Source organism: Aeromonas sp. LsrichE-8G, assembly GCF_022869435.1.
In the GTDB taxonomy this organism is placed as follows: domain Bacteria; phylum Pseudomonadota; class Gammaproteobacteria; order Enterobacterales; family Aeromonadaceae; genus Aeromonas; species Aeromonas caviae.
On record NZ_JALIHH010000069.1, the window covers coordinates 38,354 to 56,335 of the forward strand.

Sequence of the window (17,982 nt, forward strand, 5' to 3'; positions counted from 1 at the left end):
TTTCGCCCTGTGGCGATGGCAAACGAGCGCCTCCCCGGGGGCAGAGATGACAGACAATGAGAGTGGGGCGGGGCCAGAGGCCGGACCCCGTCACCACGGATGACCTATTAGCTTCGGAACTGTGCCTATGCCGCCTTTAGCCCAGAATACTGTTCGTGCCACCCCCATTCATGAGCGTCTGCCACGGCTCCTTTCCGCCCTTGGTGAGGGACTGTATGAGCGCCAGGATGCCCTGCGGCTCGGCCTGCTGGCGGCCCTGAGTGGCGAGAGCGTCTTTCTGCTGGGCCCCCCGGGCATCGCCAAGAGCCTGATCGCGCGGCGCCTCAAGCTGGCGTTTCAGGATGCCCGCCATTTCGAATACCTGATGACCCGTTTCAGTACGCCGGAGGAGGTGTTCGGCCCCCTCTCCATCCAGGCGCTCAAGGAGGATGGCAAGTACCTGCGGTTGACCAGCGGCTACCTGCCGGAGGCCGAGGTGGTCTTCCTCGACGAGATCTGGAAGGCGGGCCCCGCCATCCTCAACACCCTGCTCACCGCCATCAACGAGCGGCAGTTTCGCAACGGCGACAGCCAGCACCCCATTCCCATGCGGCTGCTGGTCACCGCCTCGAACGAGCTGCCGGCCCCGGACAGCGGGCTGGAGGCGCTCTACGACCGCATGCTGGTGCGGGTCTGGATGGACAGGGTGCAGGAGAAATCCAACTTCCAGGCCATGCTGGCGAGCGATGGCCAGTCCCATCAGAACCTGACCCCCTCGGTGCAGATTCGGGGGGAAGAGTACGACGCCTGGCAGGATGCCATCGAGCAGGTGCGCCTGCCGGACGCCTGTTTCGAACTCATCTACCAGCTACGCCAGCAGCTCGACAGTCAGCTCGGGCACGGCTGCTATGTCTCGGATCGGCGCTGGAAGAAGGCGGTGCGGCTCATCAAGGCGAGCGCCTTCTTCAATGGCCGCGACGAGGTGGCTCCCCTGGATCTGCTGCTGTTCAAGGATTGCCTCTGGCACGACGAGGCTTCCCGCACCGCGCTGCTGGAGATGATCGGCGAGTTTTCCCGCCTCTACGGCTACCAGCAACTGGCGCTGACCCGGGAGCTGCTCTCCCTGCGCGAGCAGTTCAAGCAGTTGCAGGGGGCGGTCGCCCTGCGCATCGGCTGCAAGGCGGTCAAGCGCAAGCAGTGGTTCGGCCGCCGCGCCCGCGGCACCGAACTGCCGCTGGCCAACGCCAGGCCGTTCGGCAAGCTGGTGCACTTCCAGCTGCTCACCCCGGCGCCCCTGGATGGCAGCGATCCCGAGCGCCTCACCGGCACCCTCACCTTCGATCGCACCCTGCTTTCTCACTGGCACCCCACCGGGGAGGCGCTGGTGGGCTGGCCCCTCGGCAACCCCAAGGAGGGGCACTACGAGCTGGTGCTGGACGAGCAGTTGCGGCTGCACGTGCTGGATATCCAGCGCCAGCCCGTGCCACTGATGCTGGTGGAGCGCACCCCCATCCCCGAGGTGGTGATGGCCCCCTGGCTGTCGGCCCTGGACGACCTGACGGGCCAGGTGAACCGGGTGCTGCAAAATCTCAAGGGTCAGCGCAACCTGTTCGACCGTCACCAGCCCCATCTGTTCGTGGGGGACAACTGGCTGCGTCAGGTGGAGGACAGCTTCTTCGTGCTGAGCCGGGACCTGGAGCGGCTGGGGGCCGAGCTGCAGCAGTGGCGGGATCGTCTGCCTCTTCTCGATGCACAGGGGTGACGTCGCGCCTGACGTGGGATTGGTGAAATAAACAGGATGAAAAACATGTTTCGTCAGCATGATACTCCATCACATCTCAACGCCCGGGGTGGCCCATGCTAGAGATCGGCATGATGGACCTGGGGCTGCTCATGGGGGAGGGGGAGCTGGCGGGGGAGATGGCGCTGCTGCTTGCCTCCACCCCCAAGATCTCCGAGTTCCTCAAGCGCTCGCCCCTGCAGGGGAAGCTGCTCAGAAAGCGCATCCAGACCTGGAGCGAACAGCTTGGGGAGGAGATGCGCCACAAGCCGGTGCCGGTGGCTCTCGAGCGGGAATACCTGCTCTATCAGGCCCACCGGCAACTGCCCCTGCCGGAGCTGGTGGGGCGCCTGCCCGCCTTGCTGGAAGCCCTTGAGCAGCACAGCCCCTTCGCGGGGGATGCCCGCAGCCTGGTGCGCCAGATAGTGGCCCAGCCCACCGAGGGGCTGCGCCAGCTCTTCATCGAGAAGTGGCGCGCCAGCCTGGTGGGCAGCCTGTTGCAGTTGCAGCAGCAGATAGCGGAGGCGGAGCGGGAGAAGCAGCGCCAGGAGATAGAGGATCAACTGCTGGCCAACCGGACCCTGGCCGATGCCCTGGATCCGCACCAGATCTCCGCCGGGGGGCTCTGGGATCTGGCCCAGGGGAGCTGGCACAAGCGCAGCCTGGCGCTGGTGAAGCAGTACGCCGGCATGTTGCAGCAGGAGCCTTTGCTCGCGGAGATCGCCGCCCTGCTTGGGCGCAGCGAGCGGGAGCGGCGCAGCGAGGACAGGACGCTGCCGCCGGTGCCTGTGCACGAGCTGGAGGAGGTGCAAAGTGACGATGTGCCCGACGATCTGGTGGGGGTGCACCCGGCCAGCGATCTGATGCGCCTCCTGCCGAGCGAGGCGGTGATGCTGGCGCTGCCGGAGCTGGAGCTGGAGTTCTATCGCCGTTATCTGGAGCGGCGCCTGCTGAGCTACCAGTCGCGGGGCACCCTGCCGCGCCAGCGTCTGATGCTGCGCTCCCCCGAGCAGGGAGGGCAGGAGGTGCAGCCGCGTGGCCCTTTCATCGTCTGCGTCGATACGTCAGGTTCCATGGGGGGCTATCCGGAGGAGTGTGCCAAGGCGCTGTTTCTCGCCCTGCTCAAAGGGGCGATGGAGGAGAAGCGGGGCTGCTATCTGATGCTCTTCTCCACCGAGGTGGCGACCCTGGAGATCACCGCCGACACCGGGCTTGAGAAGGCGGAGCGCTTTCTCTCCATGAGTTTTCACGGGGGGACCGATCTGGTGCCCTGCCTGGAGCAGGCCCTGACCCAGCTTGAACAACCCGCCTTTGCCAAGGCCGACGTGCTGGTGATCTCCGACTTCATCGCCCAGAACCTGCCCCACGCCCTGCTCGAGCGGATGAACCGGCGACGGGCGCAGCAGACACGCTTCCATGCGGTCGCCATGTCCCGTCACGCCAAGGCGGCCATTTTGCGGGTGTTCGACAACAGCTGGCTGCTCGATTGCGGCCTGCGTGGACGCCTGCTGCGGCGCTGGCAGCGCCATTGAGGGCGCTCAGGCTCAGAGCGTGGGCCTGTGGTAGAGGCCCCGTTCGTTGACCTGCTCCTGATCCAGCAGCGGCTGACCGCTTGGCTGGGCAATGTAAAAACCCCGCTTGCCGCTGCGCTTGACCCTGTACATGGCCTGATCCGCCCGGGCCAGTGCTGCGCCGAAATCGTCCTGGGGCCGGATGGCCGCAATCCCCATGCTCAGTCCCACCGAGGCGTCCCCGTTGGGCAGCTCGAAGGGGGTGGCGATGGCATCGATGCACTGGCGGGCGAGGTGGCTGGTGCGGGGATCGTCGCACGCCCAGGGCAGCAGCAGCACGAACTCGTCCCCGCCGATGCGTCCCAGCCGTACCTCCTCGCCGCAGCAGTGGCGAAGGCGCTGGGCAAGGGAGACCAGCAGTTCGTCACCTGCCCGGTGGCCCAGGTTGTCGTTCACCAGCTTGAAGTCATCGAGATCGATGAAACAGATGGCCTGGTACTCCCCGGGAAAGTGGCGGTGCAGCGCGGTGCGGTTGAACAGGCCGGTGAGGGGATCCCGGTGGGCAAGCTGGGCGAGCTGCTGCTCGTACTCCTTCTCGTGGGTGATGTCGATGTGGGTGCCCATCACCCGGACGGGGTTGCCCTGATCATCCCGCTCCACCACCCGGCCCCGGTCCAGCACCCAAGTGGTCTTGCCATCCTTGGCGATCATGCGGTGCATCGCCTGATAAAACGGGCTCTTGCCCTCCAAATGATCGAAGAAGGCCTGCAGCACCTGCTCCCTGTCCTCCGGGTGCAGGTGGGCGCGCCAGACGTCGAAGTGGGCCGACAGCTCCTTGGGCTGGTAACCGAGCATGGAGCCCCAGCGCCGGTTGAAGATGATGAGTTTGCCGGTGGGCACATGGTTCTGCCAGATGCACAGGCCGGTGCCATCCATGGCTGCGTCCAGCTTCTCCCGCGCGTCATCCGCGATGCGTTTGAGACGCTCGTTCTCCAGCAACAACCTGTCGTAAGCCTCCCTCAGCTCCTCGTAGGTCATTCCTCATCCCTTCCCCTGTTCGAAAGCATATATAGTCGATGCACTCTCTCCTTCTGTAAAGAAGGGGATAGGGGAGGCTCTTGTTCGATATGAGGAGTTTTCTCACCCTCTGGCGGCTGTGCGCCCAGAGTCTGTGGGGATATGATGACAGCGGTGAGCGCGGCGTCCGGCCAGTGAAGAGGAGAAAATGTCCGCATGAAGATCCTGATGGGAGGTGGTCTGTTGCTGGGGGTTGCCCTGGCCCAGGCGACGCCACTGGCTGGGGACGAGTTGCAACTGGCGTTGCAGCGACTGGAAGAGTCGACGATGCCGGTGCAGGTGTTTCGCGAGCGCGTCGCCGCCCTGACTGCCGGATAGGCACACTATCCGCCCGAGGTGCAGGGCCGCCTTGCCCGGCTGCAGTGCTGGGCCCTGCGGGGTGAACGGGACGAGGAGTTTCGCCGCGCGGTGGCGTTTGCCGAGCAGGAGCAGGAGCTGGCGCAGGCCCGTGCCCGCAAGGACAGGGTCACCGAGGTAGGGTTGCTCGCCTGCCGCGGGTATCACCAGCAACTGCTCGGCAACATGGCCGGGGCCGGGGAGGATTACGACGCCGCCCTGACCCTGGTTCGCCGGCTCGGGGATGAGCGCCAGCGTGCCGACATCCTGAGTCTGCGGGGGGAGATGTACTCCTACCAGGGGGAGCTGGCGGAGGGGCTGATGGATCTCATCGATGCCCACCAGCGCTACGAGGCGCTCGGGCTGGAGGCCAAGGGGCGCGAGGGGCTCGCCAATATTGCCAATGCCTATCGCAGGATGGGGCTCTATGAGCGGGCCGAGAGCTACTTCAACGAGCTGGAACACGACTACCGGCAGCTCGGGGACGAGGAGCACCTGGTGGACATTCACAGCCAGCAGGGGCTCCTCTACATCGACACCGAAGAGTACGACAAGGCGCTGCCCCTGATGGCCGAAGCGGAGCGTTACTATCTGGGGTCAAAGCAGGAAGGAGTACTGGCCTGGAGCCGGATCGAGCTGGCCACCATCCTGCAGAAACAGGGCAAGCCGGACCAGGCCATGATCAAGCTCGATCAGGCGGCAGCCTCCCTTCATCAGGGGGAGGGGGCGGACAGCGTCACCCTGGGCCACTGGCACCTCGTCATGGCCGAGGTCCTCGAGGCCCTGAACCGACCCGGCGAGGCGCTGCGGCACCTGGACGAGGCCGAGCCTATCTTTACCCGGGTGCATAACCTGCGCTTCCTCGCCCGGGTGCATGAGACACGGGCCCGGGTGCTGGAGCGTCAGGGGCATATCCAGTCGGCCCTCACCAGCCTCAAGACCTATGTCGAGACCCGCCAGGCCCTCGAGCTCAGATTGCGGGAACAGCGCTCCTTGCAGATGCGTTTCGAGTTCGATCTCGCCCGCAAGGAGCTGGAAAACCAGACCCTCAGGTCCCAGCAGCAGTTGCAGGCGGAGAAACTCAAGCAGTTGCAGGAGCGGCGCTACTGGCAATACCTGGTGGTGGCCCTGCTGCTGGTGGTGATGGGTACCCTGGTGGTGCACCAGCGCGGGCGCACCCGCAAGATGCAGCGTCTCGCCATGACGGACGAACTGACCGGCATCCACAACCGGCGCCAGATCCAGGCCAAGGGGCGCAAATGGTTCACCCAGGCGCGGGAGGAGGGCAACCCCCTGTGCGTGCTGCTGCTGGATGTGGATCACTTCAAGAAGGTGAACGACCAGCTGGGCCACCACGTGGGTGACAGGGTGCTCACCGCCGTGGCCCAGTGCATCGAGGAGCAGTTGCGCAGCCTCGACAGGGTGGGGCGCAACGGCGGTGAGGAGTTTCTGGTGCTGCTGCCGGATACCCTCCTGAACGAGGCCGTCGAGGTGGCGGAGCGGATCCGCTAGGCTGTCGCCCGTCTCGAGATTGAGGGGGTGCCTGCGGATCACCCCATTCGCATCAGCATCGGCTGTGCCCAGTACAAACCCGAGGATGACAACCTGGGCGAGCTGGCGCGCCGGGCCGACGAGGCCATGTACGAGGCCAAGCTGGCGGGGCGCAACCGGGTGATGACGGCCCGGTGAGGCCGACCCCGGGCCCCCGTGATAGCGGGCTGGGTATTTTTCACTCGCGCGGGTATAATGCCGCGCAATTTTGCTTTGATCCGGGGCCAGACCCATGTAATGCAACGCGCTTCTCCTGTCTCCACCGGCGGTCACTGACCCGCCCGCGTGGTGTCGTTGTCTGCATGGGCGCCCTGATTCCAAGGTGCTGTCCCGCATTTTTCCCACGGTGGCTCCAGGCCGCCGCTCAATAGAAGAACGTCGAATTATGTCAGCTGAATTTCTGAGTGAAGTCTCCAAGAGACGCACTTTTGCGATCATCTCGCACCCGGATGCGGGTAAAACCACCATCACCGAAAAGGTCCTGCTGTTCGGACAGGCCATTCAGCGCGCCGGTACCGTCAAGGGCCGTGGCTCGGGCCAGCACGCCAAATCCGACTGGATGGAGATGGAGAAGCAGCGCGGTATCTCCATCACCACCTCCGTGATGCAGTTCCCCTACGCCGACTGCCTGGTCAACCTGCTCGACACCCCGGGTCACGAGGACTTCTCCGAAGATACCTACCGTACCCTCACGGCGGTCGACTGCTGCCTGATGGTCATCGACGCCGCCAAGGGTGTTGAAGACCGGACCCGCAAGCTGATGGAAGTGACCCGTCTGCGGGATACCCCCATCCTCACCTTCATGAACAAGCTGGACCGCGAAGTGCGCGACCCGATGGAGGTCATGGACGAGGTGGAGCGCGAGCTCAACATCATGTGCGCCCCCATCACCTGGCCCATCGGCTGTGGCAAATCCTTCAAGGGGGTCTATCACCTCTACAAGGACGAGACCTACCTGTATCAGAGTGGTCAGGGCCACACCATCCAGGAGAAGCGGGTGGTCAAGGGGTTGAACAACCCCGAGCTGGATGCCGCCATCGGCGAAGATCTGGCTGCCCAGCTGCGTGGCGAGCTGGAGCTGGTGCAGGGCGCCTCTCCCGAGTTCGATCACGATGCCTTCATCGCCGGCGAGATGACCCCGGTCTTCTTCGGGACCGCCCTCGGCAACTTCGGTGTCGACCACATGCTGGATGGCCTGACCGACTGGGCGCCAGCCCCCATGCCGCGCAAGGCCGAGAGCCGCGAAGTGGTGGCGACCGAGGAGAAGTTCTCCGGTTTCGTGTTCAAGATCCAGGCGAACATGGACCCGAAACACCGCGACCGTATCGCCTTTATGCGTATCGTGTCAGGTACTTACAGCAAGGGCATGAAGATGCGCCACGTGCGCATCGGCAAGGACGTGAACATCTCCGACGCCGTCACCTTCATGGCCGGTGACCGTGAACAGGCGGTCGAGGCATGTGCCGGCGACATCATCGGTCTGCACAACCACGGCACCATCCAGATCGGCGATACCTTCACCCAGGGTGAAGATCTCAAGTTCACCGGCATCCCGAACTTCGCGCCGGAACTGTTCCGCCGCATCCGCCTGCGTGACCCCCTCAAGCAGAAGCAGCTGCTCAAGGGGCTGGTGCAGCTCTCCGAAGAGGGGGCGGTGCAGGTGTTCCGTCCGCTCATCAGCAACGACCTCATCGTCGGTGCGGTCGGTGTGCTGCAGTTCGACGTGGTGGTCTCGCGCCTCAAGAGCGAGTACAACGTCGAGGCCATCTACGAGGCGGTCAACGTCGCCACCGCCCGCTGGGTGGAAGGGACCGACGTCAAGAAGTTCGAGGAGTTCAAGCGCAAGAACGAGGTCAACCTGGCCCTCGATGGCGGTGACAACCTCACCTACATCGCGCCGACCATGGTCAACCTGCGCCTGGCACAGGAGCGTCACCCGGACGTTCACTTCCGCCAGACCCGCGAACACTGATCACCCCGCCCGCACCCAGCGGGTGGCTGATGACCAGAGAGACCCCGCTTCGGCGGGGTTTTTTGTTATGGGGCGTGTCATTGGAAGGGGCGTAGATCCCCATCCGGGGCTTGATGAGTGAATAAAAACAAAGGATAAGTGATTTAAATTTCACTCATGGAGAGAGACATGTCCGTCACCCAACCCGTAGAGGCGCAGTTTGCCGCCTACAATGCCCACGATCTCGACGCCTTCGTGGCCTGCTTTGCCCCGGTTTTCAAAGGCTATCGCATGCCGACCGAGACGCCGAGCACAGTCGGCAAGGGAGCGCTGCGAACCTTCTATGCGCAGCACAGATTCAACAACCCGCTGCTCAAGGCCGAGCTGCTGTCACGCACCGTCTTGGGCAACAAGGTGTTTGATCACGAGCTGATCCACGGCCTCTCCCCCGAGCCCATCGAGAGCGTGGCGGTGTTCGAGGTGAAGGAGGGTCTTATCCAGACCGCCTGGTTCTATTTCCCTTCCTGAGCGCCGCGACACGGGCCTGCCGGCGACAAAGCTGGTATAAGAGAAAGTTCCCTGCGGGCATCCCCTGGTCTGCCCGCGTCTGGACAATAACAAGGAGTACACCATGCTTGGACGCATCACCCACCTCTTCCCGCTTTGGGCCCTGCTGTTTTCCCTGCTGGCCTACTGGCAGCCCGAGCCCTTCGTCGGCCTCAAGGGCCAGATAGTGCCGCTGCTGACCATCATCATGCTGGCCATGGGGCTGACCCTCAAACCCCAGAACTTCCTCGACGTGGTGCGCAACAAGAAGGCCATCGGCCTCGGGCTGGTATTGCAGTTCAGCGTGATGCCGCTGGCCGCTCTGCTGGTCAGCCTGTTGCTGGGCTTTGATGCCGAGTTGACCGTGGGCATGGTGCTGGTGGGCAGCGTCGCCGGTGGCACCTCTTCCAACGTGATGTGCTATCTGGCCAAGGGCGATGTGGCTCTCTCCATCACCATGACAGCTCTCTCCACCCTGCTCGGGGTCTTCGTCACCCCCCTGCTGGTGCAGCTGCTGGCTGGCAAGAGCGTCGACGTGCCGGTGCTGGACATGCTGCTGAGCCTGGTGAAGATAGTGCTGATCCCCGTGGTGTTCGGGGTGGTTGCCAATGTCTTCCTCCACTCCCTGACGGCACGTATCGAGCCCGTGCTGCCGCTCGTCTCCATGGCCGCCATCGTCATGATCATCGCCATCGTGGTCGCCCTCAACGCAGGGCAGTTCGCCAGCATCGGCCCCATCGTGGCGCTGGCGGTGATCCTGCACAACGGCATCGGCATTGCGGCGGGCTACTGGGTCAGTCGCTGGCTGGGCTTTGAGGAGCGGATCTGCCGCACCGTGGCCTTCGAAGTGGGGTTGCAGAATTCTGGCCTCGCCACGGCGCTGGCCATGAAGTTCTTCACTCCCGCCTCGGCCATGGCTGGTACCCTCTTCTCGGTCTGGCACAACCTGTCCGGCTCGCTGCTGGCCGGGGTCTGGGCCAAGCGGCCGCTTTCCCGGCCTGCTGGTACCCTGGAGCAGCGCGCTGGCTGATCAGGGGGCGACAGATGAAACAACAAGGGGCCATGGGCCCCTTGTTGTTGTTTGAGCTAGTCGAGCGCCAGCACCATGCAGATCTCGCAGGCGTCGTGGCCCGTGCAGCCAAGGGGCCCCGGCAGGTGTTCGAAGCCCAGGGATTCATAGAGGGCGGTGGCTTCCCGCAGCACGGCGGTGGTCTCCAGATAGCAGCGCTGGTAACCCAGGGCGCGAGCCTCGGCCAGCGCCTGCAAGACCAGCCGCCGTCCCAGGCCCAGCCCCCGCAGGGCGGGCAGGAAGTACATCTTCTGCAGCTCGCACACATCCGGTGCCCCCGCCAGCGGCGCTATGCCGCCCCCGCCAAGAATGGTGCCGTCTGGTCCCTCAATCACCCAGTAGCGGCTGCGTTCCCCCTGATAGGTCTCGTGGAGAAAATCGAGGTTGGGATCCGCCACCCCGTACCCCTTGTCGGCGGTGAGGCCGTATTCGGCGGAGACGGCGCGCACCACGGCGGCGATCCGGGGATTGTCGGCCGGGGTGATGGGGCGGATGACGAAGCCCTGCTGGCGGCGGGCGCGGGAGAGGGCGCTGCGATAGAGCCGCATGCCCTCCCAGATCTGCTCGCACTCGGCGGGGGAGAGTTGGGCCAGGGCCCCCGCCATGGTCTCGTCCATCTGCCGGTGCAGCTCCTCAAGCTGTGCCTTGCCCAGCTCGGTGAGGCTCGCCTCCTTGCTGCGCCCGTCAGAGGGGTGGGGTTGCCAGGCGATCAGCTCCCGCTCGGCGAGGCGGGCCAGGGGGCGGCTGGCGTTGGATTTGTCGATGCGAAGGCGCTCGGCAAGCTGCTGGTTGGTGGCGGGACCGTTCTCCAGCTCGATGAGCAGGTGGGCCTCCAGGGGGCTCAGGGCCAGCGAGCCGCACTGCTGGGAGAGCATGCCGAGTTCGCGTACCAGTTCCCTCGACAGGGCGCGCAGGGGGCGGGGATCCATGGGGTTTTCTCCTTGTGGTGGCATTTGGTTGTTATGCGCAACCAATACCATCTTTTGGTTGTTGATGACAACCATTTACGTGAAAAAGGGCGAAAGACAGGCAGAAAAAAGGGCCCGGGAGAGGGCCCAAACATTGGAAACCCGCGCGGGGGCGCGGATCCCATCCTTGGTCAGGCAAGGCGCCGGCGAGGGTTAGACCAGCTCGGCCAGCATGGTGTCGGCATAGGGCACCAGGGCGTCGCCCTGTTTCACCTTGGCGAGGTAGTCCGGGTTGGCGATGAGGGGGCGACCGATGGCGACGAGGTCGAAGCGGTCTGCCTCGATGGCCTCTAGCGCGGTCTCGGCGCTGTAGTTGCCCACCCCCACCAGGTGGCCGTCGTAGCGGGCACGCAGGTAGTCGGAGGCGCGGCCGTCCAGGTAGTCGAAGGTGAGGCTGTCATCGAAGATACCCAGGTGCAGATAGGCCAGAGTGCGCTGGTTCAGCTCGGCCAGCAGGTGGTCGAACACGGCGCGATCCCGGGCATCCCCCTCCAGGTGCACATAGGCACCGGGGGAGAGGCGCAGGCCCACCCGATCCCCGCCGATGCGGGCATTGATGGCATCCATCACCTCCAGTGCGAAGCGGCTCATGTTCTCGGGGCTGCCGCCGTAGTTATCGGTGCGCAGGTTGCTGGCGTGGTGCAGGAACTGATCGATGAGGTAGCCGTTGGCACCGTGGATCTCCACCCCGTCAAAGCCCGCTTCGATGGCGTTGGCGGCGGCCTGGGCGTAATCCTCAACCAGCTGGGCGATTTCGCTTTCGGTCAGGGCGCGCGGCACCTGATAGACCAGTTCGCGCATGCGCGGCACCGTGCCCTCATGGGCGACGGCAGAGGGGGCCAGCACTTCGGCGTGGTGGAAGAAGGGGTGGGAGAGACGACCCACGTGCCACAGCTGGGCGAAGATCTTGCCGCCGTTGGCATGCACGGCGCCGGTCACTTTCTTCCAGCCGGCGATCTGCTCGGCGCTGTAGAGCCCCGGGGTATTGGGGTAGCCCTGACCGTCCGGACGGATGATGGTGGCTTCGGAGATGATGAGGCCGATGTCGGCGCGGCGGCCGTAGTAGGCGGCCATCTGTTCGGTGGGCACCAGACCCGGGCCCGCCATGCAGCGGGTGAGGGGGGCCATCATGAAACGGTTCGCGAGGGTGAGGGTGTCGTTGAGGCGATAGGGCTGAAACAGGGTATTCATGATCGTCTGTCCTGAGGGAGTGATTCTTGAACGGGCATTCAAGACGTTTTTTGGTTTGCGTGCAAGTATTTTTTGAGCAAGCATTCAACATGGATTGACGGGGGAGGCTGGGGTAAACTTGCCGCCCTGTTTTTTCCGTCCCGCGGGACCTTGCCACCGGAGACCCCATGCGCAGCGCCGAATACGATCGGGATGCCGTCTTGCGAAACGCCATGGAAGCCTTTCGCGCCAAAGGCTATGCCAAGACCACCATGCAGGAGCTGGTGGCCGCAACCGGCCTGCACCCGGGCAGCCTCTATGCCGCCTTTGGCAACAAACGCGGCCTGCTGCTGGCGGCGGTCGATCACTATGTGGCAGAGAAGGGAGCCCTGCGCCGTCGCTGCCTGGCACAGCCCAGCCCGCTGGCGGGGCTGCACGCCTTCCTCGAGCAGGTGGTGGACGATGCCCTGCAGGGCTCCTGCCTGCTGACCCGCACCCTGATGGAGCTGGCGGAGCAGGACGAGGAGCTGCACCTTCGCTTCAAGGCCATCTACGGCGAGCTGGAACAGGATCTGGCCGGGCAGCTGGCCCTGGCAAAGGCGCAGGGAGAGCTGGCAAAAGAGGGGGACATCCCCACCCTGACCGCCTTCTTGCAGGTCCATATCCAGGGACTGGTCACCTTCGCCCAGTGCCACCCAGACCGCCCTCTGCTGGCCGGTGTCGTCGCCCGGATGATGAGCGCCCTGCGGGCGTGATGGCGAAGATGTAAACAACAAAGGCTCCCGCGGGAGCCTTTGTTGTTGCTGGGGATGCCACACGCCGCCGGGTTGTTTGCTCCCTTCTCCCCTTGCGGGAGTCATGGTTGTTGCTGGGGATGCCACACGCCGCCGGGTTGTTTGCTCCCTTCTCCCGCTCATCTACAAAAGAATGGGAGAAGGGCTGGGGATAAGGGGAGGGCTCTGCTCAGCGCAATGAGAGCCAAATATGGGCCAGTAAGGCCTCCATCCGACTCAACACATCGTTATTCCACACCCTGATCACCCGAAAGCCCTGCTGATTGAGGTAGGCCGTTCTTGCGCCATCATGTTGCCGCCCTGCCGGTTCGTTGTGCTGCGATCCATCGACCTCGATGATCAACCTCTGCTCAAGAGAGATGAAATCGACAATGTAGGGCCCGATGGGCATCTGGCGACGGAATTTCACCCCGGCCAGACGGCGGTCGCGCAATTGCAGCCACAGCTTCTGTTCGGCAAGGGTGGCTTCTCGCCTCATGCGCCTGGCAAATGGATGGGTTCTCATGGTGCCTATCCAGAGCTGTTTGACCCTATTAGATATAGCCATTCCCCGGTCTGGTGACTGAGTGGGTGGCGTCCCCTCACCCTGACCCTCTCCCAGAGGGAGAGGGGACAGATCGAGTGACAGTTGTCATTTTGTTGGTCATCTCGGGGCCATCGTGGTGTGGTGTGACATTGAACTGATGAATCGATAGGTCGATGTGCTGGTGGGATGTATTCCGCCCTAGCAGACAGGTTGTTTGCGATGCTGCCAGTGGCGCAGATCCGCTCCCTTCTCCCCTTGCGGGAGAAGGGTTGGGGATGAGGGAGGGGAGTCACACGCCGTCGGGTTATTCAGGAGTCACCAGCTCTTTCATCAGATGCTTGAGCCACACCTGGGCCGGCTGCTGCGCATGCTGCTTTGGTATGCCAGCCGCTGCCGCTTAGCCCGAATTCACCAGGTCCTTCATCAATGCCTTCAACCAGATCAACGCCGGTTGCTGGGCGTGGACCGGGTGCCAGACGCAGTTGAGGTGATAGTCCGGCACGTCGTCGGGCAGGGGCAGGCTTTTCAGCGGCCAGTGGCTGGCGAGCAGCTCGGCCACCATGCTGGGCAGTACCAAGAGGTGGTCGCTCTGGCTCACGATGGCGGCGGCGGACATATAGCTCTGGCTGTTGACCGAGATGGTGCGGCTATGGCCCAGGCTCTGCAAATAGCGGTCGAGGCTCGCCTCCGAGGTGCCGAGCGGCGAGTGGAACACATGGGGCATCTCGATTAGCTGGTCGAGGGTGATGCGCTCCTCCTCCAGCTCCAGGGTGGCGCGCACCAGCCCGGCCAGGGGTTCGGTGAGCCAGGTCTCCTTGCCCAGATACCCCGGTACCTGCATGTACTCGTCAAACCCCAGCACCAGGTCGATTTCGCCGCTCGCCAGCTCGGCTTCGGGCAGGGTATCGCGCAGGATGCGGATTTCGATGGTGACGCCGGGGGCCAGCTTCCTGAGGCGCTGGATAAGGGGCGGGATCAGCACGCACTCCACGTAATCTGTGGTGCAGAGCACGAAGCGCCGCTTCGACTGGCTCGGCTCGAACTCTTCTTCCTCGGTGAGCTGCTGCTCCAGCAGCCGCAGCGCCTGCTGCACCCCGAGATGCAGCCGCTGGGCACGCGGGGTCGGCAGCATCCCCTGCGGGGTGCGTACCAAAAGCGGGTCGCCGAGAAAGGTGCGCAGCCGGTTAAGGGAGTGGCTCATGGCTGGCTGGCTGATAAAGAGCGCTTCGGCGGCGCGGGTGACGCTGCCCTGCGTCATCAGGGCGTCAAACGCGAGCAGCAGATTGAGGTCGAGCTGGTGCAGTTTCATGGGGGGATTATTCGCCGTGTTTATGGGACAATCCATCCTATTCATTTGATGGATGGGGGCGCAACGTCTTAATCTGCGACCCACTCTTATTTTTCCGGGTTCCCGCGCCGCATCTGGCGTAAACGGGGGCCTCAATCCATGCAAGGAGCCTTGCGATGAGCATCAAGACCATTAACTCCACGCCGGCCGCCGACGGCTTCACCATGCCCGCCGAGTGGGCGCACCAGCAGGCCGTCTGGATGATCTGGCCGTTTCGCCCGGACAACTGGCGCGTAGCCGGTCGCTTCGCGCAAGAGACCTTCGCCAAGGTGGCGGATGCCATCGGTGGCGCCACCCCGGTCTTTATGGGGGTACCGGCCCAGTTTATGGAGCAGGCCCGCGCCATCATGCCCGCTCACGTCACTCTGGTCGAGATGAACAGCGATGACTGCTGGGCTCGCGATACCGGCCCGACCATCGTCACCAACGCGGCCGGCGAGTGCCGTGGGGTGGATTGGGGCTTCAACGCCTGGGGCGGTCACAAGGGCGGTCTCTACTACCCGTGGAATCAGGATGAGGAAGTGGCAGCCCAGATGCTGACCCAACACGGCATGGCTCGCTACGATGCGCCGCTGATTCTGGAAGGGGGCTCCATCCACGTTGATGGCGAAGGCACCTGCCTGACCACCGCCGAGTGCCTGCTCAACGAAAACCGCAACCCGCACCTGACCAAAGCGCAGATCGAAGCTCACCTGCGCGACTATCTGGGCGTCACCCGCTTTATCTGGCTGGACGAAGGCGTCTATATGGACGAAACCGACGGCCACATCGACAACATGTGCTGCTTCGTGCGTCCGGGTGAAGTGGCGCTGCACTGGACTGATGACCAGAACGATCCCCAGTACGCCCGCTCCGTGGCCGCCCTCAAGGTGCTGGAAGCGGCGGTGGATGCCAAGGGTCGCAAGCTGAAAGTGTGGAAGCTGCCCCAGCCGGGCCCGCTGTTCTGCACCGAAGAGGAGTCTGCCGGTGTCGAGAGCGGCAGCGGTGTGCCGCGCGAGGCAGAAGGCCGTCTGGCCGGTTCCTATGTGAACTTCCTGATCACCAACGATCGCATCGTCTACCCGCTGCTGGATGCCGCCACCGATGGCGAAGCCCAGCGCATTCTGGAAGAGATCTTCCCGGAGCACACCGTGATCGGCGTACCGGCTCGCGAGATCCTGCTGGGCGGTGGCAATATCCACTGTATTACCCAGCAGATCCCTTCAGGTCAGTAAACTGGTCGAAGAATGTAGAAATTCAAAACCCCACGCCGTGGGGTTTTCTCTCTTGATGGTGTGATGGTCGCAGGCGCTGATGCGGCGATCATCATGACAAACAGTCACCCTTTTACAGGAGATCCCCATGATCGAAGTGACCGAGGTTTCCATTGCCGAGCTGCGTGCCGCGCTCGAATCAGGCCGCACCACAGCAGTCGAACTGGTCAAGGCCTATCTGGCCCGTATCGAGGCCTACAACGGCCCCGAGACTGCCACCAAACTCAACGCCGTGGTGGTCGCCAATCCCGATGCGCTGAAAGAAGCCGAGGCTTCCGATGCCCGCCGCGCCCGTGGCGAGACCCTGAGCCCGCTCGACGGCATCCCCTACACCGCCAAAGACAGCTATCTGGTCAAGGGGCTGACCGCCGCCTCCGGCAGCCCGGCCTTCAAGGATCTGGTGGCCCAGCGCGATGCCTTTACCGTGGAACGGCTGCGCGCCGCCGGTGCCATCTGCCTTGGCAAAACCAATATGCCGCCGATGGCCAATGGCGGCATGCAGCGCGGCGTCTATGGCCGTGCCGAGAGCCCCTACAACGCGGACTACCTGACCGCGCCCTTTGCCTCCGGCTCCTCCAACGGTGCCGGTACTGCCACCGCCGCCAGTTTCGCTGCCTTTGGTCTGGCGGAAGAGACCTGGTCGAGCGGCCGGGGTCCTGCCTCCAACAACGGCCTGTGTGCCTACACCCCATCCCGTGGCGTGATTTCGGTGCGTGGCAACTGGCCGCTGACCCCGACCATGGACGTCGTCGTGCCCTATGCCCGCACCATGAATGATTTGCTGGAAGTGCTGGATGTGGTGGTCGCCGACGATGCCGACACTCGCGGTGATCTGTGGCGCATGCAGCCCTGGGTGCAACTGCCCAAGGCCTCCGAAGTGCGTCCGGCTTCCTATCTGGAGCTGGCTGCCAAGCCCGATGCCCTCAAGGGCAAGCGCCTCGGCGTGCCACGCATGTTTATCAACAAGGATGAACTGGCCGGCACCAGCGAGCACCCCGGCATCGGCGGCCCGACCGGTCAGCGTATCCATACCCGCGACTCCGTGATTGCCCTCTGGGAAGAGGCGCGCAAGGCGCTGGAAGCCGCGGGCGCAGAAGTCATCGAAGTGGACTTCCCGCTGGTCTCCAACTGCGAAGGGGACAGACCCGGCGCGCCGACCGTGTTCAATCGCGGCATCGTGAGCCCGGAGTTTCTCAATGACGAGCTGTGGGAGCTCTCCGGCTGGGCATTTGACGACTTCCTGCGCGCCAACGGCGATCCCAAGTTGAACAAACTTGAAGATGTCGATGGGCCGAAGATCTTCCCCCACGATCCGGGCACCCTGCCGAACCGCGAGGGCGATCTGGCGGCGGGCATGGACGAGTACGTCAAGATGGCCAAGCGCGGTCTCAAGCGTTTCGACGAGATTGCCTCTGTGCCGGACGGCCTGCGTGGTCTGGAGAAGACCCGCAAGCTGGATCTGGAAGAGTGGATGGACGGGCTCAAGCTCGACGCCGTGCTGTTCCCGACCGTCGCCGACGTCGCCCCGGCTGACGCGGACGTGAATCCGGCCTCCGCCGATATCGCCTGGAGCAACGGCATCTGGGTTGCCAACGGCAACCTCGCTATTCGCCACCTCGGCGTGCCGACCGTCACCGTCCCCATGGGCGTCATGACCGATATCGGTATGCCGGTGGGCCTGACCTTCGCCGGTCGCGCCTATGACGACAACAACCTGCTGCGCGTCGCCTCGGCCTTCGAGTCCACCGGCAGCAAGCGCCAGGTGCCGCCGCGCACGCCGCCGTTGGAGTGATTGGTGTTGTGGGTTAAATCTCTCGGGTTCGTCCGAATATAATGAAAAAACCACCCATTATGCGGGTGGTTTTTTATTATCTATATTGGCTTGTTTTTATTTAAAGATATTAATTGCAACCCTCTAAATTTTTGCTGTGGTCAATGCTGTTATCAATAGTTAACTTAGTCGCATTTCTAATGATGCATTCTATTGCTGTGTTATTTCTGTCGTTCTTATCTATAAAAGAAAATTTTGTGGTGATAATGTATCAGGTGGTTAACTGTTGAGTAGTATTTGTAAATGTCTGTTCGTGGTGTTTATTTGTACGTCGTAGCACATTTTTATGGTA

The 17,982-nt window shown here is 63.5% G+C and carries 14 protein-coding genes and 1 pseudogene; 10 read left to right on the plus strand and 5 right to left on the minus strand.

All coding sequences use genetic code 11. The features are described from left to right. Nucleotides 1-127 precede the first annotated feature (127 nt). Together MUW49_RS12540 and viaA are read left to right on the plus strand one after the other, a co-directional pair. The gene (locus MUW49_RS12540; protein ID WP_041211041.1) at nt 128-1,741 is read left to right on the plus strand and encodes an ATPase RavA domain-containing protein; all 1,614 of its coding nucleotides are present in this window, start codon (nt 128-130) and stop codon (nt 1,739-1,741) included. 95 nt (nt 1,742-1,836) lie between these two features. Continuing rightward, nucleotides 1,837-3,291, plus strand: a complete 1,455-nt coding sequence (viaA, locus tag MUW49_RS12545; RefSeq protein WP_043155380.1) for an ATPase RavA stimulator ViaA — start codon at nt 1,837-1,839, stop codon at nt 3,289-3,291. 12 nt (nt 3,292-3,303) lie between these two features. Here viaA and MUW49_RS12550 read toward each other — a convergent pair whose 3' ends face one another. Further along, nucleotides 3,304-4,308: a sensor domain-containing diguanylate cyclase gene (locus tag MUW49_RS12550; RefSeq protein WP_039039409.1), complete on the minus strand. Its 1,005-nt coding sequence runs from the start codon at nt 4,306-4,308 to the stop codon at nt 3,304-3,306. A gap of 195 nt (nt 4,309-4,503) precedes the next feature. Here MUW49_RS12550 and MUW49_RS12555 point away from each other — a divergent pair, with 195 nt between their 5' ends. The 5 genes and pseudogenes from MUW49_RS12555 (at nt 4,504) to MUW49_RS12575 (ending at nt 9,761) form a co-directional block, all read left to right on the plus strand. Next, nucleotides 4,504-4,665 carry a hypothetical protein gene (locus tag MUW49_RS12555; RefSeq protein ID WP_244812841.1) on the plus strand — a complete coding sequence of 54 codons (162 nt, stop codon included), beginning with the start codon at nt 4,504-4,506 and terminating at the stop codon, nt 4,663-4,665. A gap of 435 nt (nt 4,666-5,100) precedes the next feature. Continuing rightward, nucleotides 5,101-6,372: pseudogene (locus MUW49_RS22075) on the plus strand (diguanylate cyclase). A gap of 244 nt (nt 6,373-6,616) precedes the next feature. Next, nucleotides 6,617-8,206 (plus strand): peptide chain release factor 3, encoded by a 1,590-nt coding sequence (gene prfC, locus MUW49_RS12565; RefSeq protein WP_103255304.1) that lies wholly within the window; start codon nt 6,617-6,619, stop codon nt 8,204-8,206. Nucleotides 8,207-8,374: 168 nt separating this feature from the next. Then, the gene (locus MUW49_RS12570; RefSeq protein ID WP_244812842.1) at nt 8,375-8,713 is read left to right on the plus strand and encodes a nuclear transport factor 2 family protein; all 339 of its coding nucleotides are present in this window, start codon (nt 8,375-8,377) and stop codon (nt 8,711-8,713) included. A 103-nt stretch (nt 8,714-8,816) separates the two neighbouring features. Beyond that, on the plus strand, nt 8,817-9,761 hold the full coding sequence (locus MUW49_RS12575; RefSeq protein WP_052815963.1) for a bile acid:sodium symporter family protein: 945 nt from the start codon (nt 8,817-8,819) through the stop codon (nt 9,759-9,761). A 56-nt stretch (nt 9,762-9,817) separates the two neighbouring features. Here MUW49_RS12575 and MUW49_RS12580 read toward each other — a convergent pair whose 3' ends face one another. Both MUW49_RS12580 and MUW49_RS12585 read right to left on the minus strand, forming a co-directional pair. After that, nucleotides 9,818-10,729, minus strand: a complete 912-nt coding sequence (locus tag MUW49_RS12580; RefSeq protein ID WP_244812843.1) for a GNAT family N-acetyltransferase — start codon at nt 10,727-10,729, stop codon at nt 9,818-9,820. A 192-nt stretch (nt 10,730-10,921) separates the two neighbouring features. After that, nucleotides 10,922-11,959, minus strand: a complete 1,038-nt coding sequence (locus MUW49_RS12585; RefSeq protein WP_244812844.1) for an alkene reductase — start codon at nt 11,957-11,959, stop codon at nt 10,922-10,924. A 167-nt stretch (nt 11,960-12,126) separates the two neighbouring features. Between MUW49_RS12585 and MUW49_RS12590 the strand changes: the two genes are divergently transcribed. Beyond that, nucleotides 12,127-12,693 carry a TetR/AcrR family transcriptional regulator gene (locus MUW49_RS12590; RefSeq protein WP_010672924.1) on the plus strand — a complete coding sequence of 189 codons (567 nt, stop codon included), beginning with the start codon at nt 12,127-12,129 and terminating at the stop codon, nt 12,691-12,693. Nucleotides 12,694-12,901: 208 nt separating this feature from the next. Here the strand turns inward: MUW49_RS12590 and MUW49_RS12595 are convergent, their stop codons facing one another. Next, nucleotides 12,902-13,237, minus strand: coding sequence for an endonuclease domain-containing protein (locus tag MUW49_RS12595; protein WP_244812845.1), 336 nt, complete (start codon nt 13,235-13,237; stop codon nt 12,902-12,904). Between the two features lie 418 nt (nt 13,238-13,655). Then, entirely contained in the window at nt 13,656-14,567 is a 912-nt protein-coding gene (locus tag MUW49_RS12600) for a LysR family transcriptional regulator (protein WP_201872771.1), read from the minus strand. Nucleotides 14,568-14,722: 155 nt separating this feature from the next. Here MUW49_RS12600 and aguA point away from each other — a divergent pair, with 155 nt between their 5' ends. Further along, complete coding sequence (gene aguA / locus MUW49_RS12605) at nt 14,723-15,820, plus strand: agmatine deiminase (RefSeq protein ID WP_171865564.1); 1,098 nt, start codon at nt 14,723-14,725, stop codon at nt 15,818-15,820. A 127-nt stretch (nt 15,821-15,947) separates the two neighbouring features. After that, nucleotides 15,948-17,651, plus strand: a complete 1,704-nt coding sequence (locus MUW49_RS12610) for an amidase (RefSeq protein ID WP_244812846.1) — start codon at nt 15,948-15,950, stop codon at nt 17,649-17,651. The last annotated feature ends 331 nt before the right edge of the window (nt 17,652-17,982 follow it).